Here is a 15,835-nt window from a genome sequence, read left to right as displayed (position 1 = left end):
GCCGTTACTCGAAGAAGCTCTTCACCCGGTCGAACCAGCTCTTGCTCTGCGGGCTGTGACGCGCACCGCCCTCGGCCAGCGACTTCTCGAACTGCTTGAGCAGGTCGCGCTGCTGGTCGGTCAGCTTCACGGGCGTCTCGACCTGCACGTGTACGTACAGATCGCCCGCGATGCTCGAACGCAAACCCTTGATGCCCTTGCCGCGCAGGCGGAACGTCTTGCCCGACTGCGTGCCTTCCGGCACCGGGAACGACGCGCGGCCGGCCAGCGTCGGCACCTCGATCTCGCCGCCGAGTGCGGCGGTCGTGAACGGGATCGGCATCTGGCAGTGCAGATCGTCGCCGTCGCGCTCGAACACCGAATGCGGCTTGATGTGGATCTCGACGTACAGATCGCCCGGCGGCCCGCCGTTGATGCCGGGCTCGCCGTTGCCGGCCGAGCGGATCCGCATTCCGTCGTCGATGCCGGCCGGAATCTTCACTTCCAGCGTCTTGGTTTCCTTCACCTTGCCCGACCCGTGGCAGTGCACGCACGGTTCCGGGATGTAGGTGCCGGTGCCGTGGCACTTCGGACAGGTCTGCTGGATGCTGAAGAAGCCCTGCGACATGCGCACCGTGCCCTGGCCGTGACAGGTCGGGCAGGTTTCCGGCTTCGTGCCGGGCTTCGCGCCCGAGCCGTGACAGACTTCGCACGACACCCAGCTCGGCACGCGAATCTGCGTGTCGTAGCCGTGCGCGGCCTGCTCGAGCGTGATTTCCATGCTGTAGCGCAGGTCGGCGCCGCGATACACCTGCGGGCCGCCGCGGCCGCCGCGCGCGGCACCGCCCGCGGCCTGGCCGAAGATGTCGCCGAAGATATCGCCGAACGCATCCGCGAAACCGCCGAAACCCTGGCCGCCCGCACCGCCCATGTTCGGATCGACGCCCGCGTGGCCGTACTGGTCGTACGCCGCCCGCTTCTGGCCGTCCGACAGCATTTCATAGGCTTCCTTCGCCTCCTTGAAATGCTCTTCCGCATCCTTGCTGTCCGGATTGCGGTCAGGGTGATACTTCATCGCAAGCTTGCGATATGCCTTCTTGATTTCGTCGTCGCTCGCGTTCTTCGCGACGCCCAGAACCTCGTAGTAATCCCGTTTCGCCATATCGATTCATGTGCCTTCGCGCGTCGCACGCGCGGCGGCTCCTTTCGCCCGCAGTAAAGTCTCTCGACTCGTCTGGCGCTGCGCCGTCCGCGGACGGCTCGCGCAGCACCCGCCAAAAAACAAATGTGCCCGGAGGGCCGCGAAGCCCGCCAGGCGTGGAGTCGATCCGGCCATCCGGAAGGGAAAGACAGACCGCTGTTCAACCGCGCCGCGCGCATATCGCGCGCGGCGTGCGGTGCCATGGCAACCTGGCTTAGTCCTTCTTCACTTCCTTGAACTCGGCGTCGACGACGTCGTCGGCGGCCTGCTGCGCACCACCCGCGTGGGCCGCGCCTTCCGCTGCACCCGCCGCGCCGGCCGCACCGGCCTGCTGCGCCTGCATGTCGGCGTACATCTTTTCACCGAGCTTCTGCGAAACCTGACCGAGTTCCTCGACCTTCGCGTCGATCGCCGCCTTGTCGGCCGACGTATCCTTCAGCGCGTCCTCGAGCGACTTCAGCGCCGCTTCGATCTTTTCCTTCTCGCCCGCGTCCAGCTTGTCGCCGTACTCGGTGAGCGCCTTCTTCGTGCTGTGGACCAGCGCGTCGCCCTGGTTGCGCGAATCAGCCAGCTCGCGCAGCTTGTGGTCTTCCGCTGCGTTCGCTTCCGCGTCCTTGATCATTTGATCGATTTCGGCGTCGGTCAGGCCCGAGTTCGCCTTGATCGTGATCTTGTTTTCCTTGCCGGTCGCCTTGTCCTTCGCGCCGACGTGCAGGATGCCGTTCGCGTCGATGTCGAAGGTCACTTCGATCTGCGGCACGCCGCGCGGCGACGGCGGGATGCCTTCGAGGTTGAACTCGCCGAGCAGCTTGTTGCCTGCCGCCATCTCGCGTTCGCCCTGGAACACCTTGATCGTCACGGCCGACTGGTTGTCGTCCGCCGTCGAATACACCTGTGCGTGCTTCGTCGGGATCGTCGTGTTCTTGCTGATCATCTTCGTCATCACGCCGCCGAGCGTCTCGATACCGAGCGACAGCGGGGTCACGTCGAGCAGCAGCACGTCCTTGCGGTCGCCCGACAGCACCTGGCCCTGGATCGCCGCGCCCACCGCGACGGCTTCGTCCGGGTTCACGTCACGGCGCGGATCCTTGCCGAAGAACTCCTTCACCTTCTCCTGCACCTTCGGCATGCGGGTCTGGCCGCCGACCAGGATCACGTCGTCGATGTCCGACACCTTGACGCCGGCGTCCTTGATCGCGATGCGGCACGGTTCGATCGTGCGCTCGACGAGGTCCTCGACCAGCGCTTCCAGCTTCGCGCGGGTGATCTTCAGGTTCAAGTGCTTCGGACCCGATGCGTCGGCCGTGATGTACGGCAGGTTGATTTCGGTCTGCTGGCTCGACGACAGCTCGATCTTCGCCTTTTCGGCCGCTTCCTTCAGGCGCTGCAGTGCGAGCACGTCCTTCGACAGGTCGACGCCCTGCTCCTTCTTGAACTCGCCGATGATGTAATCGATGATGCGCTGGTCGAAGTCCTCGCCGCCGAGGAACGTGTCGCCGTTGGTCGACAGCACTTCGAACTGCATTTCGCCGTCGACGTCCGCGATCTCGATGATCGACACGTCGAACGTGCCGCCGCCAAGGTCATACACGGCGATCTTGCGGTCGCCCTTCTCGGCCTTGTCGAGGCCGAATGCGAGCGCGGCCGCGGTCGGCTCGTTGATGATCCGCTTGACTTCGAGGCCCGCGATGCGGCCGGCGTCCTTGGTCGCCTGGCGCTGGCTGTCGTTGAAGTACGCCGGCACCGTGATCACGGCTTCCGTGACCGGCTCGCCGAGGTAGTCTTCGGCCGTCTTCTTCATCTTGCGCAGCACTTCCGCCGAAACCTGCGGCGGCGCGAGCTTCTCGCCGTGCGCTTCGACCCATGCGTCGCCGTTGTCGGCCTTGATGATCGCGTACGGCATCAGGCCGATGTCCTTCTGGACTTCCTTCTCCTCGAAGCGGCGGCCGATCAGGCGCTTCACGGCGAACAGCGTGTTCCGCGGGTTGGTCACGGACTGACGCTTGGCCGGCGCGCCGACGAGCACTTCGTTATCGTCCATGTAGGCGATGATCGACGGCGTCGTGCGCGTGCCTTCCGAGTTCTCGATGACCTTGACCTGGTTGCCTTCCATGATGGCGACGCACGAGTTCGTGGTGCCGAGGTCAATACCGATGATCTTTCCCATTTTCCTAATCTCCAGAAATGCTTGTTTGCTGCGCGAAACCCCGCGTTTTTGGGCGGTTTCGCGCGCCTGAATTCAACTCTGTTCCCGAAATGCGTCCGGCCGGCCCGTTTTCAAGACCCGCCCAGCGATGCGGATATTAAATTTTTTCAATCGCCGCCGGTAGCTGGATCGTGCAGGCCGCCGTCGGGCTCCGCGGGCTGCGCGCCGGCCGCGGCGAACTTCGCGCGCGCCGCCGACACCGCCGCCTGGAACTGTGCGAGGCCATGCCAGCCGGTCGCGCGGCCGAGCCGCTTGCCGCGGTGGAAGAAGAACCACGTCGGCACGCCGTGCAGGCCGAAGCGGCGCCCAAGCTCTGGGTATTCGTACACGTTGCAGTGGAACCACTTCAGGCCCAGCGCACGGATCGGGTCCGGCTGGGCGAGCATCGCCTTCTTCGCGATCTCGCAATTGAAGCAGTCGACGCCCCAGAAGAACACCACGGCGAGCGCGTCGCCGGCGCCGGCGACACCGGCGTCGAACGTGTCGGGCGCCAGCGCCTGCATGTCGAACGCGTTGAACGCGGCCGGATCGACGCCGGCGGGAATCATCGCGGCAGCCTTACTTCGGCTGGGCGACCGTGACGAGCGCCGGGCGCAGCACGCGGTCGGCGATCATGTAGCCCTTTTGCAGAACCGTCACGACGGTGTTCGGCTCCTGCTCGGCCGGCACCATCGAAATCGCCTGGTGCTGGTGCGGATCGAACTTCTCGCCAACCGGGTTGATCGCGACGACGCGGCCCTTCTCGAGCGCGCTCGTCAACTGGCGCAGCGTCAGTTCGACGCCTTCGCGCACCTTCGTGATGTCGCCGGACGTGTCGCCGACGGCCGCTTCGAGGCTGTCCAGCACCGGCAGCAGGTGCTCGGCGAAGCTCTCGATCGCAAACTTGTGCGCCTTCGAGACGTCGTCCTGCGCGCGGCGGCGGACGTTCTCCGTCTCGGCCTTCGCCCGGAGATAGCTCTCCTGCAGCTCGGCGACCTTGGCTTGAGCCTCCGCGAGCGCCGCGTCGGCTGCTTCGGCGGCGGGAGCAGCGCCTTGCGCCGCCTGCTTCTCGCTGCCGATGTCATCGGCCGATGGGGTAGCCGGGTTCTCTTGCGTGTTTTCCATGTCGCTGAAAGTCGATTAGAGGTTGAAGCCAAATCGGCAACCGCCGGACCGTATACCCGGCGGCACCGCACATTCATGGTGCAAATAAGGGCGAAAACTGCGACTTCAAGAGGGTTATTCGCCGGCATTCGCCAATGCCGCGAAACAACCGCGCTGCGCGCCGCCCCATTGCGCGCATTTGCCGCCAAACCGGACGAAACGACCGGTAACAACGCTTACCTGACTAGTACTAGCTCGGCTCGAGGGGCTGCACTACACTCCAACTCAAGCGTCGGAAAGCGTGTTTACCCCTAGCTGACCGCCGCCTGACATTCACCTGGCGCCGCATTCAACCGTCCCACGAGGCGAGTACCGTGAAACTGACCTTTGCCATATCGGTGGTCGCGCTGGTACTGATTGCCGGCACCACCACCATCTGCCTGTCCGGAGCCGTCACCGACCGCACGACCGAATACGGAAGCGCGCGGGCGACGTTCGACCAGATGTTCAGCTTCCACCCGAAAATCTGTCGATGATGCGCCGGTCACGCTTGGTCGGCCGGCCGTGCAGTTCCGCCGCCGGCTCCCGATACGTGCGGCGCCGTTCCAGTTCTGCGAGCCGCGCGACGCGCCCGGCTTCCGTTTCCGCGTAGAGCGTCTGCGCGATGCTCGCCGGCCCGCGCACGTCGCAAATTCCCAGCACGGCAATGTGCCAGACGACACCGTCGATCGCAATCTCGACCTCGTCGCCGACGCGCACGTCCTTCGCCGGCTTCACCGCCGCGCCGCCGATCTTCACGTGCCCCTTGTCGACCGCGTCGGACGCGAGCGAGCGCGTCTTGAAGAAGCGGGCCGCCCACAGCCATTTGTCGATGCGCAGCCGCGCGCCGGGTTCCGTCGAAATCTTGTAATTCATGCCAGCCTCCGCCGTGCCGCCCCATCGCGACCGACCGCCCGCTCGAACGGCGAACGCAGTGCGCATAGGGGCTGGGCCGTCATTTCAGTTCACCTTCAGTTCACCATGTCGGGCTGCGCGGCCTTCACCGGCCAGCCCTGCAGATTCTCGGCGACGATCTCGCCGAGCGCGCCGATCCATGCGTGCGCGCCATTCAGGCATGGAATCCGGTGGAACGCCTGGCCGCCGCCCGCGATGAATTCGTCGCGCACCTCCATCCCGATTTCCTCGATCGTCTCCAGGCAATCGGCCGTAAAACCGGGACAGAACACATCTGCTCGTCGCACGCCGGCCGCGCCGAGCTCACGCAGCGTCGGCGCCGTGTACGGCTGCAGCCATTCGGCCTTGCCGAAGCGTGACTGGAACGTCACGCGGCATTCGAGCGTCGACAGCCCGAGCGCGGCCATCAGCAGCGCGCCCGTCTGCTGGCACTGGTCGTGATAGGGGTCGCCCAGGTCGAGCGTGCGTTTCGGCACGCCGTGAAAGCTCAGCACGAGCTTGTCGCCGGCCGCGAAATCGGGCCGGCCGTGCTGCGCCCAGTATTGGCGCACCTGCTCGGCAAGCGCGTGGATATAGGCCGGATGGTCGGCGTACTGCCGCACCGTGCGCACTTCCGGCTGGTTGCGCATCCGCGCGAGCGCGGCGAACGCGGCATCGAATGCCGTCGCGGTGGTGGACGCCGAGTATTGCGGATACATCGGCATCAGCAGCACGCGCTCGACGCCCGCCCGCTTGAACTGCGCGAGCGCCTGCGCAATGTTCGGGCTGCCGTAGCGCATCGCGTAATCGACCGTCACCTGATAGGCGTTCGATGCGAGCAGATGGCGCACGCCCTCGGTCTGCCGCTCGGTGTAGACGCGCAGCGGCGAACCCTCCGGCATCCAGACGGCCGCGTATTTCTTCGCGGACGCGCGGCCGCGCAGCGGCAGGATCAGCGTGCGCAGCAGTACCTGCCAGACGACCTGCGGGATTTCGACGACGCGAGGATCCGACAGGAATTCGGCCAGATAGCGCCGCACCGCGCGCGGCGTCGGGGCGTCGGGCGTGCCGAGATTGATCAGCAGCACGCCGGTACGATGGGCGGCCGCGACGCTCGAAGGCGGCTCAAGATCGAAACGCATGGGCAGGAACGTGCTCGGGGCACGCAGTCGGACGGCTCTCAATTATAGCGGGCCGCCCCGCTCGGGTCGGCTGGCCGTTCGGCCGAATGGCGGCGCGCGCGCCGCCGCGGCACGATGGCGGGACGGTGCCGGTCAGGTTATTGCTGGCTCAGCGTAAGCGACAGCAGGCGCGCGGTGATGTCGACGATCGGGATCACGCGGTTGTAAGCCATGCGGGTCGGGCCGATCACGCCGAGCGTGCCGACGATCTGGCCGTTCACCTCGTAGGGTGCGGTGACGACGCTCATCTCCTCGATCGGCACGAGCGTCGATTCGCCGCCGATGAAGATCTGCACGCCCTGGGCGTGGCTCGACACGTCGAGCAGTTGCAGGAGGCCCGTCTTTTGGTCGAACACGTCGAACAACTTGCGCAGCCGTGCCATGTCGGACGACAGATCCGCCACTTCGAGCAGGTTGCGCTCGCCGGAAATGAGCACGGTGTCCTCGGTATCGGGCACCTCGGTGCTGGCCGTCACGGCCGCATGCATCAGCGTGGTCATGTCGCCGCGCAACTGGTCGATCTCGTCGCGCAGGCGGCGGCGCACCTCGTCGAACGACAGCCCGGCGAAATGCGCGTTGATGTAGTTGGATGCCTCGGTCAGCTGCGACGGCGAATAGTCGCGCGGCGTCGCGAGCATCCGGTTCTGCACGTCGCCCTCGGGCGTGACGATGATCAGCAGGATCCGCTTGTCCGACAGGCGCATGAACTCGATCTGCTTGAACACGTGGCTGCGGCGCGGCGTCAGCACGACGCCCGCGAACTGCGACAGGTTCGACAGCACGCTCGCGGCGGCCGCCACCACCCGCTGCTGCGGTTCGCCGGCCTGGAGCGTGTGCTGCACTTGCCGCGCGACGGCCTCGGCGTCGATCGGCGTCTCGACCGTCAGCATCGTGTCGACGAACAGGCGATAGCCGCGCGGCGTCGGCACGCGGCCGGCCGATGTGTGGGGGCTCGACACAAGGCCGAGCTCCTCCAGGTCGGACATCACGTTGCGGATCGTTGCCGGGCTCAACTCGAGCCCGGAGTAACGGGACAACGTGCGCGATCCGACCGGCTGACCGTCGGCGATATACCGTTCGATCAGGGTTTTCAGGAGGGTTCGTGCGCGAGGATCTAGCATGGTGGAAAATTTTAGCGCAACCGCGCCAGCACGGCGAGTGGCAGCGGCCCCAGTCGCGCGGGCCGGCCGATCCGGCCCCGTCTGCGCACAACCGGTTCTTTTCGTCAACGAGCTATGGTGTAATGCCGGCATGAAAACCGGTAATCAGTTCAACACTGTCGCGCTCGTCGGCCGGAGCAACACGCCCGGCATCGCCGAGCCGCTCACCACGCTGGCCGGCTGCATCGCGAAGCTGGGCTTCGAGGTCGTGTTCGAAGTCGACACCGCTCGCGAGATCGGCATCTCCGGCTATCCGGCGCTCACCCCGGCCGAAATCGGGGCGCGCGCGGACGTGGCGGTCGTGCTCGGCGGCGACGGCACGATGCTCGGCATCGGCCGCCAGCTCGCGCCGTACAAGACCCCGCTGATCGGGATCAACCACGGGCGGCTCGGCTTCATCACCGACATCGCGGCCGCCGACATGCAGGCGCGCGTGCCGGTGATCCTGTCGGGCAAGTTCGAGCGCGAGGAGCGCTCGCTGCTCGAGGCGCGGATCGTGCGCGACGGCGAACCGATCTACCACGCGCTCGCGTTCAACGACGTCGTCGTGAACCGCAGCGGCTTTTCCGGGATGGTCGAGCTGCGCGCGTCGGTCGACGGCCGGTTCATGTACAACCAGCGTTCGGACGGCCTGATCGTCGCCACGCCGACCGGCTCGACCGCGTACGCGCTGTCGTCGGCCGGCCCGATCCTGCACCCGCAACTCCAGGGCATCGTGCTCGTGCCGATCGCGCCGCACGCGCTGTCGAATCGGCCGATCGTGCTGCCCGACGATTCGAAGATCGCGATCCAGATCGTCGGCGGCCGCGACGTCAACGTGAACTTCGACATGCAGTCGTTCACCGCGCTCGAACTGAACGACACGATCGAGGTGCGCCGCTCGAAGCACACGGTGCCGTTCCTGCATCCGGTCGGCTATAGCTACTACGCGACGCTGCGCAAGAAGCTGCACTGGAACGAACACGCATCGAACGAAGACGACACGGCGTCCTGACGCACCACTGCCCGACACCATGCTCCGCCACCTCTCGATTCGCGACTTCGTCATCGTCGCCGCGCTCGATCTCGAATTCGACAGCGGCTTTACCGTCTTTTCCGGCGAAACCGGCGCCGGCAAATCGATCCTGATCGACGCCCTCGCCCTCGCGCTCGGCGAACGCGCCGACGCGAGCGTCGTGCGCGCCGGCTGCGGCCGTGCCGACATCACCGCCGAATTCACGCCGCACGACCGCGTCGCGCGCTGGCTCGACGAGCACGCGTTCGACGCCGAGGACACCGTGATGCTGCGCCGCGTGATCGACGCGAACGGCCGCTCGCGCGCGTTCATCAACGGCACCAGCGCGACGCTCGCGCAGCTGCGCGAGCTCGGCGAGATGCTCGTCGACATCCACGGCCAGCACGCGCACCAGTTGCTGATGCGCCCCGACGCGCAGCGCGAGCTGTTCGACACGCACGCGGGGCTCGTCGCCGATGCCGCGAACGTCGCCCGCGCGTGGCGCGTATGGCGCGACGCGACGCAGGCGATCGACGCCGCGAAGGCGCACGAGCGCGAACTCCAGCTCGAGCGCGAAAAGCTCGCGTGGCAGCTCGCCGAGCTCGACAAGCTCGCGCCGCAACCGGGCGAATGGGACGAAGTCGGCAGCGAGCACAAGCGGCTGTCGCATTCGGCGAACCTGATCGCCGGCGTGCAGGGCGCGCTCAACGCGCTGTCCGAGGCCGACGACGCGATGCTCCCGCAGCTCGGCGCGATCGTGTCGAAGCTGCGTAACCTGGCCGACTACGACACGGCGCTCGGCGATGCGCTCGCGTCGCTCGAACCGGCCGAGATCCAGTTGCAGGAAGCCGTCTATTCGCTGTCGCACTACGCGCAGCGCCTCGATCTCGACCCGGCCCGGCTCGCGCAGGTCGAAGCGCGCCTCGACGCGCTGCACACGACCGCCCGCAAGTTCCGGCTGCCGCCCGGCACGCTGCACGAGGAACATGCGGCACGCCGCGCGCAGCTCGCCGCGCTCGACGCGGCCGCCGATCTCGGCGCGCTCGAAGCCGCGCAGGCGAAGGCATGGGAAACCTATCTCGCCGACGCGAAACACCTGTCGAAGGCACGCACGCAGGCGGCGAAGGCGCTCGGCACGGCCGTCACGGCCGGCATGCAGGAACTGTCGATGGCGGGCGGCAGCTTCGAAGTCGCGCTCGTGCCGCTCGCCGACGGTGGCCCGCATGGGCTCGAGCAGGTCGAATTCCGGGTCGCCGGGCACCCCGGCGTGCCGCTGCGCCCGCTCGCGAAAGTTGCGTCGGGCGGCGAACTCGCACGGATCAGCCTCGCGCTCGCGGTGATCGCGAGCGCGGCAAGCCCGACGCCGACGCTGATTTTCGACGAAGTCGACACGGGGATCGGCGGCGGCGTCGCGGAGGTGGTCGGCCGCCTGCTGCACCAGCTCGGGCGCGACCGCCAGGTGCTGTGCGTGACGCACCTGCCGCAGGTGGCCGCGCGCGGCGACCATCACTATCAGGTCGCGAAAGGCGCCGACGACCGCGGCGGCACCGTGTCGTCGGTCATCCCGCTCGACAAGGCGAGCCGGGTCGAGGAAGTCGCACGGATGCTCGGCGGCCTCGAGATCACCGCGACGACGCGCAAGCACGCGAAGGAAATGCTGGCCGCGTAAGCGCGTACAAGGCCCGCAGCGGGCCGGAACCGGAACGCGGCAACATATCGCTCCGCAGCGCCGCAACTCGCGCCAGCGCGGTCACCCGCGCTGGCGCATCGCGGCTGCGCTTACGTGCTCTTGCACATCGCGTGCATGTTCGCGACGCCCTTCTCGCGCCATGCGCCCCACTCGCCGCCCGTGCCCGGCACATCGCCAAGCACCCACCAGCCGTTGAGCCAGGTCTTGCCGGCATGGCTGACCTCGTGGCACGGTGTCGCGTAGGTCTTCTTCGGATCCCACGCAGCCGCGCCCTCGCCCGCGGACGCACGCACGGTCACGTCGTGGGTCGCGTCGGCCTTGCGGCCCAGTGCGTCGGTCACCACCAGCTTGAACGCATAGCGGCGCTCGTCGGTCGCCTTCGGCGCGGTGAACGTCGCGGTCGCGCCGTTCTGCGTGATCGACACACCGGCCGGCCCGGTCCACGCGTACTTCAACCCCTTGCCCGTCGACGACGCGCCGGACAGCGTGACGGCTGCGCCGCCGTCGACCGACGCCGGCCCGCTGATCGTGGCGCGCGGCGGCGCGACGATCTCCTGCGCCTTCACCGTGACGACGTGGGTCGCCTGCGACGTATAGCCCTTGTCGTTCGCCACGGTCAGCTCGAACGCGTAGTCGCGATCCTGTTCGAGCGTCGGCGCGACAAAACGCAATTCCGCGCCGTTCGGCTGCGCGTCGACGCCGACCGGCACCACCCAGCTGTAGCGCAATGCGTCGCCGGCCGACGACGCGCCCGAGAGCACGACCGCAGTGCCCGCGGCCGCCTGCTGCGGGCCGGTGACCACCGCGTCGGGCATCAGCAGGCCGTCATTCTTCACCTCGACCACGGCGCCGTCCGGCCCGACCGACTTGACGGTGACGATCTTGCCCGACAACGTGTCGTGCAGCGCATGGCCCGGCATCAGCGGCGCGTCCTTCATGCCGTTCGCGCTGCCGGGCGTCGCGTCGACCAGCGTGTTCGTCAGCACGTTGCCGCCATGCGCGACGGTGCGCACGATCACGCCGTTGACGAACGAATCGTCCGCCTTCCAGTCGTCGAAGCCGCGTAGCGGCTGGCGAAACTCGAGCCACAGCGTCGAACCGTCGGCGCGCGCGATACGGTACGCCTTCGCGCCCGGCGCATCGCCCCACAGCGGCGCGAGCCGATAGGTGCCGCTGCCGTTGATCTCGGGCACGTCGGCCTCGCCCAGCCAGCCGGCGAACAGTTGATAGCTCGCCGGATACAAACGCCGACCGCCGCCGCCCATCGTGTCCGACGGATCATCGACCTTGCCAACGCGGCACGCGCCGCCGACCTCGACCGTGCCGCCCGGCGTCGGGCAATCGACGAGCGAACCCGGATGCTTCGCGCCCAGGTTGTGACCGAACTCATGCGACCACATCCAGTAGCCGTGGCCGCTCGCGTTCGACAGAATCCAGTTGCCCGGCGTCGCGGCAAGAGCACTCCAGTTGCAACTGCTCATTTTCGGCAGATCGACGAACAGGTAGTTGAACTTGTCCGGGTTCACGCCGCGCGCGAGCGCCGCGTTGCGCGCGGCCGTGCGGATCGCGCCCGAATCGCACGTGGCGGGCCGGTCGCCGAGATTGACGCCGCCCAGCGTCTGCCCGTGCAGCGTCAGCTTGCCGCGCGACGCGACCTCGAGATAGCGCCGCAGCGACGAATGGTCATCGCCGTCGCCGAACACCGCCTTGCGCACGACCTCGCTGTCGGCAGGCTTCGAGTCGTTGAAGTGCGTCACCATCAGCAGCACGGACTTGTCGCCGAGCAGCGGGCGCTGCGACGGCGCAATCGACACGGCCGACCTCCAGACCGACGACGGCTGGCCGCGCACGTTCTGCATCGCGACGCCGGCGCCGCCGTCGCGCGGGGCCAGCACCTCGGCCGTCCGGCCGGTGTTGATCCGGTACCGGTTGCCGAACACCACCTGGCCGTCGAGGCCGCGATCCGCCCGCCAGTCGCGCATCGTCTGGTCGCCTTCGCCGCACACGCCGACCGCCACACGCCCCATGCCGGTATCGCCCGCGGCCGAATGCAGGCACATCCTGGTGCCGCGCGCGGCGCTCGCGCCGGTGTTGACGATGCGCTGAAAGCCGCCGCGCGGCTCGAAGGTCCAGTCCTGCGCGGCGCCGCCGTCGCACGCGGCGAACACCGCTGCGTTGTCGGCCGGTTGCCAGGCCAGGCACTGATCGTCGCCGCGCGACAGGTTCTTGAGTGATGTGGATGCCGGCTCGGCGGCGCCGGCGGAAGCGGAGAACAGTCCGACGACGGCAGCGGACAGCGCCGTCGTGGCAAAGACAACACGAATCGGTTTCAAGATGGGACGAGCTCGTTGAGGGCGCACGGCGCCGGTTGAACGGAAAGTCCGCATTCTTTCGATGCAGACATTTCCGCTCAAACAATCTCAAACGAATCTCAACGCGGCGAAACCGGCCCCCTCCAGGGCAACCCACGCCACGGCCGAAGGCCCGTCAAACGCCGCCGAACACCCGCGTCCACAGCGCCGTCACGGCCGCCCGCTCGTCGGCCACCAGGGCCGGATCGACCCGCGCCTTCTCCATCCCGTCGAGCCGCAGCTTGTGCTGCAGCTTCCGGTACTTGCGGTACGCCGCGCCGACACGCTCGGCCTCGTCCTCGCTCATCAGCCCGAAGCGCGCGACCTCGCGCAGCAGCGCGATGTTGCCGGTGTTGCGGATCAGCTCGGCATCGCTCGACGCATGCAGCAGCACCCAGTACTGGACGATGAATTCGATGTCGACCATCCCGCCGCGATCGTGCTTCAGGTCGAACAGCCCGGTCTGGTTCGGATGGCCCGCGAACACCTTGCCGCGCATGTCGACGATTTCCTTCGCGAGCACGTCGCCGTCGCGCGGCGTCGTCAGCACCTGCTGGCGGATCGCCTCGAAGTCCATGCCGATCTGCGTGTCGCCCGCGCTGTAGCGCGCGCGCGTGAGCGCCTGGTGCTCCCACACCCACGCGGTGTTCGCCGCATCGCCCTCGCGCAGCTGGTAGCGGCGGAACGCGTCGAGATCGGTCACGAGCAGCCCGGCCTCGCCGTTCGGCCGCAGCCGCAGGTCGATGTCGAACAGCGCGCCCGCGCCGGTCGCGGTCGTGAGCCAGGTAATCAGCCGTCGCGTAAATGTCGTGTAGACATCTGCCGAGCGCTCGTCGGGATCGTCGTACAGGAAGATCAGGTCGAGATCCGATGCGTAGCCGAGCTCCTTGCCGCCGAGCTTGCCGTACGCGATCACCGCGAACTTCGGCACGTCGCGATGGCGCTTCGCGAGCTGCGACCAGACCACTTCGATCGTCACGTCGAGCACCGCGTCGGCGAGCTCGGACAGGCGATCGCTCACGTGCTCGACCGACAGCTGGCCCGCCAGGTCGATCAGCAGGATGCGGAACACCTCCGCGTGCTGCGCATGCCGCAACAGGTCCATCTGCTGCTCGGGGCCGTCGGCCGCCGCGAGACGCGCCCGCAGCGCATCCTTGAACGCGGGCCAGTCGAACGGGCTCGCGATCGCTTCGTCGTCGAGCAGTTCGTCGAGCAGCTGCGGATGGCGGATCAGGTAGCCGCCGCCCCAGCGCGTCGCGCCGAGCACGGACAGCACACGGTCGAGCGCGGCCGGGTACTCGGTCAGGAGCGCGAGATAGACGCCGCGCCGGCTGACCGTCTCGAGCAGGTCGAACAGCCGCACGATGGTTTCGTCGCGGCGCGCGGCGTCGATCCGCGGCGCGGCCTCGAGCGCGCGCTGCGCGACGCTGTCGAAGCGCTGCCGGCTCTTTTCCGGCAGGCCCGCGTAGCGCGACGACTGCCAGATCGCGCGCAGCCGCGCGAGCACGGCCGCCGGATCGGCGAAACCCAGCCCGTCGAGGCGCGCGAGCAGCGCGTCGTCCTCGCCGTCGTCGGCCAGCGCCCCGCTCCAGATCCACGCGGCCGCCGTGTCCTCACCGGCCGCGCAGTGGCCGCCGCTCACCTTGTCCGCGAAAATCTGGTCGAACTGCGCCTCGACGAACGTGCGGTGGCCATCGAGCACCGTCATCAGCGCCGCGTAGTCCGCAAAGCCGAGCGAGGCGGCCAGCGCCGCGCGCTCGTCCGGATCGACCGGCATCGCATGCGTCTGCGCGTCGTCGCGATACTGCAGCCGGTGCTCGAGCGTGCGCAGGAAGTTGTACGCGTCGGTCAGCCGCTCGCGCACGTCCTCGCCGATCAGCCCGCGCGCCTGCGCATGGCGCAGCACCGCGAGCGTCGGCCGCACGCGGAACCCCGCATCCTGGCCGCCGCGGATCAGCTGGAACACCTGCGCGCTGAACTCGATCTCGCGGATCCCGCCGCGCCCGAGCTTGATGTCGTCGGCCTTGTCGGGCCGCATCGACGCGCGGCGCGCGGCTTCGTGCCGAATCTGCTGGTGCAGCGAACGGATCGCGCCGATCACGCCGAAGTCGAGATAGCGGCGGTAGACGAACGGCTTGACGATCGATTCGAGCTGCGACTCGAGCCGCCGCGCCGCGTCGCTGTCGCCTTCCGACACGAGCCGCCCCTTGATCCACGCGTAGCGCTCCCATTCGCGCCCCTGCACGTAGAAATATTCCTCGAGCATCCCGAGGCTGCAGACGAGCGGCCCCGAATCGCCGTTCGGGCGCAGCCGCATGTCGACGCGAAACACGTAGCCGTCGGCCGTGACCTCGGACAGCACGCCGATCAGGCGCCGGCCGAGCCGCGTGAAGTATTCCTGGGTGGACAGCGACGAGCGCGTGCCGCCGGCCGTCTCGCCGTCGTCCTCGTAGACGAAGATCAGGTCGATGTCCGACGACACGTTCAGCTCGCGGCCGCCCAGCTTGCCCATCCCGACGACGCCGAGCACGACGCGCTGGCCGTCGGCGCCGCGCGGCTCGCCGTACATCGCCTCGAGCTCGGCGGACAGCAGCGCGAGCGAGCGCTGCACGGCCGCTTCGGCCAGATGGGTCATCGCGCCCGTCACCTCGGCGACGCTCGCGAGGCCGCGCAGGTCGCGCTCCGCGACCGCGCCGAACACTTCGACACGCAACTGCCGCAGCGCGCGCTTGAGCTGCTCGTCGCTCGGCGCGGCCGTGCCGGCCGGCGCCGCGAGCAGCTCGCTCAGGCGCGCGTCGAGCTGCGCGCGGGACAGCGGCGCGGCGGCCCACGCGGCGATCCGCTCGGACAGCGCGGGACGCGCGGCGGCCGCGCGGGCGATATAGCGGGAGTAGGATGGGCTGATCAGGGCGGAAGCGTCGGTCATCGAAAAGCGGGCCTGGCGGTAAGGCCCGCCGCCGCGGGGCGACGCATGCGCGCCCCGCTGCCGACAGGCTCCTTGGACTCGGCGCGGCATCGCGGCGCGGGTGCGCCGCCGCGAAAACCGCGCGCCGGAAA

At 68.2% G+C, this 15,835-nt stretch carries 12 protein-coding genes; 3 read left to right on the top strand and 9 right to left on the bottom strand.

Features of this window, described 5'->3' with window-relative positions; translation table 11 throughout:
• Positions 1 to 4: 4 nt before the first annotated feature.
• From dnaJ to grpE, 4 genes are all read right to left on the bottom strand, one after another.
• On the bottom strand, positions 5 to 1,141 hold the full coding sequence (dnaJ, locus tag BAMB_RS03275; RefSeq protein WP_011656039.1) for a molecular chaperone DnaJ: 1,137 nt from the start codon (positions 1,139 to 1,141) through the stop codon (positions 5 to 7).
• Positions 1,142 to 1,394: 253 nt separating this feature from the next.
• Positions 1,395 to 3,347: a molecular chaperone DnaK gene (gene dnaK / locus BAMB_RS03270; RefSeq protein WP_011656038.1), complete on the bottom strand. Its 1,953-nt coding sequence runs from the start codon at positions 3,345 to 3,347 to the stop codon at positions 1,395 to 1,397.
• 146 nt (positions 3,348 to 3,493) lie between these two features.
• Positions 3,494 to 3,934 (bottom strand): thioredoxin family protein, encoded by a 441-nt coding sequence (locus tag BAMB_RS03265; protein ID WP_011656037.1) that lies wholly within the window; start codon positions 3,932 to 3,934, stop codon positions 3,494 to 3,496.
• Between the two features lie 10 nt (positions 3,935 to 3,944).
• A complete protein-coding gene (gene grpE / locus BAMB_RS03260; protein WP_006752736.1) occupies positions 3,945 to 4,490 on the bottom strand; it encodes a nucleotide exchange factor GrpE in 546 nt (181 codons plus the stop codon).
• Positions 4,491 to 4,843: 353 nt separating this feature from the next.
• Here grpE and BAMB_RS35140 point away from each other — a divergent pair, with 353 nt between their 5' ends.
• Positions 4,844 to 5,005: a hypothetical protein gene (locus tag BAMB_RS35140; RefSeq protein WP_006752735.1), complete on the top strand. Its 162-nt coding sequence runs from the start codon at positions 4,844 to 4,846 to the stop codon at positions 5,003 to 5,005.
• Here BAMB_RS35140 and BAMB_RS03255 read toward each other — a convergent pair.
• From BAMB_RS03255 to hrcA, 3 genes are all read right to left on the bottom strand, one after another.
• Positions 4,977 to 5,384, bottom strand: coding sequence for an RNA-binding S4 domain-containing protein (locus BAMB_RS03255; protein WP_006761205.1), 408 nt, complete (start codon positions 5,382 to 5,384; stop codon positions 4,977 to 4,979). The genes BAMB_RS35140 and BAMB_RS03255 overlap by 29 nt on opposite strands.
• Positions 5,385 to 5,479: 95 nt before the next feature.
• On the bottom strand, positions 5,480 to 6,544 hold the full coding sequence (gene hemH, locus BAMB_RS03250; RefSeq protein WP_011656034.1) for a ferrochelatase: 1,065 nt from the start codon (positions 6,542 to 6,544) through the stop codon (positions 5,480 to 5,482).
• Between the two features lie 137 nt (positions 6,545 to 6,681).
• Positions 6,682 to 7,704: a heat-inducible transcriptional repressor HrcA gene (gene hrcA / locus BAMB_RS03245; protein WP_011656033.1), complete on the bottom strand. Its 1,023-nt coding sequence runs from the start codon at positions 7,702 to 7,704 to the stop codon at positions 6,682 to 6,684.
• 130 nt (positions 7,705 to 7,834) lie between these two features.
• Here hrcA and BAMB_RS03240 point away from each other — a divergent pair, with 130 nt between their 5' ends.
• Both BAMB_RS03240 and recN read left to right on the top strand, forming a co-directional pair.
• The gene (locus BAMB_RS03240; protein ID WP_006752731.1) at positions 7,835 to 8,737 is read left to right on the top strand and encodes an NAD kinase; all 903 of its coding nucleotides are present in this window, start codon (positions 7,835 to 7,837) and stop codon (positions 8,735 to 8,737) included.
• A gap of 19 nt (positions 8,738 to 8,756) precedes the next feature.
• Positions 8,757 to 10,406, top strand: coding sequence for a DNA repair protein RecN (gene recN, locus BAMB_RS03235; RefSeq protein ID WP_011656032.1), 1,650 nt, complete (start codon positions 8,757 to 8,759; stop codon positions 10,404 to 10,406).
• Between the two features lie 110 nt (positions 10,407 to 10,516).
• Here recN and BAMB_RS03230 read toward each other — a convergent pair whose 3' ends face one another.
• Together BAMB_RS03230 and glnE are read right to left on the bottom strand one after the other, a co-directional pair.
• Positions 10,517 to 12,760 carry a PKD domain-containing protein gene (locus BAMB_RS03230; protein WP_227739459.1) on the bottom strand — a complete coding sequence of 748 codons (2,244 nt, stop codon included), beginning with the start codon at positions 12,758 to 12,760 and terminating at the stop codon, positions 10,517 to 10,519.
• Positions 12,761 to 12,914: 154 nt separating this feature from the next.
• On the bottom strand, positions 12,915 to 15,704 hold the full coding sequence (gene glnE, locus BAMB_RS03225) for a bifunctional [glutamate--ammonia ligase]-adenylyl-L-tyrosine phosphorylase/[glutamate--ammonia-ligase] adenylyltransferase (RefSeq protein ID WP_041491090.1): 2,790 nt from the start codon (positions 15,702 to 15,704) through the stop codon (positions 12,915 to 12,917).
• Between the last annotated feature and the right edge of the window lie 131 nt (positions 15,705 to 15,835).

The organism is Burkholderia ambifaria AMMD (assembly GCF_000203915.1).
Classification (GTDB): Bacteria; Pseudomonadota; Gammaproteobacteria; order Burkholderiales; family Burkholderiaceae; genus Burkholderia; species Burkholderia ambifaria.
The sequence above is the reverse complement of the archived record's forward strand: the minus strand, read 5'-3'. Positions and strand labels throughout refer to the sequence as shown.

What these genes read in the sequence shown, in the direction of transcription:
- BAMB_RS03255 (WP_006761205.1), bottom strand. Translation starts at nt 5,384, where the DNA reads ATGAATTACAAGATTTCGACGGAACCCGGCGCGCGGCTGCGCATCGAC.
- BAMB_RS03240 (WP_006752731.1), top strand. Translation starts at nt 7,835, where the DNA reads ATGAAAACCGGTAATCAGTTCAACACTGTCGCGCTCGTCGGCCGGAGC.
- recN (WP_011656032.1), top strand. Translation starts at nt 8,757, where the DNA reads ATGCTCCGCCACCTCTCGATTCGCGACTTCGTCATCGTCGCCGCGCTC.
- dnaJ (WP_011656039.1), bottom strand. Translation starts at nt 1,141, where the DNA reads ATGGCGAAACGGGATTACTACGAGGTTCTGGGCGTCGCGAAGAACGCG.
- grpE (WP_006752736.1), bottom strand. Translation starts at nt 4,490, where the DNA reads ATGGAAAACACGCAAGAGAACCCGGCTACCCCATCGGCCGATGACATC.
- glnE (WP_041491090.1), bottom strand. Translation starts at nt 15,704, where the DNA reads ATGACCGACGCTTCCGCCCTGATCAGCCCATCCTACTCCCGCTATATC.
- dnaK (WP_011656038.1), bottom strand. Translation starts at nt 3,347, where the DNA reads ATGGGAAAGATCATCGGTATTGACCTCGGCACCACGAACTCGTGCGTC.
- hrcA (WP_011656033.1), bottom strand. Translation starts at nt 7,704, where the DNA reads ATGCTAGATCCTCGCGCACGAACCCTCCTGAAAACCCTGATCGAACGG.
- BAMB_RS03265 (WP_011656037.1), bottom strand. Translation starts at nt 3,934, where the DNA reads ATGATTCCCGCCGGCGTCGATCCGGCCGCGTTCAACGCGTTCGACATG.
- hemH (WP_011656034.1), bottom strand. Translation starts at nt 6,544, where the DNA reads ATGCGTTTCGATCTTGAGCCGCCTTCGAGCGTCGCGGCCGCCCATCGT.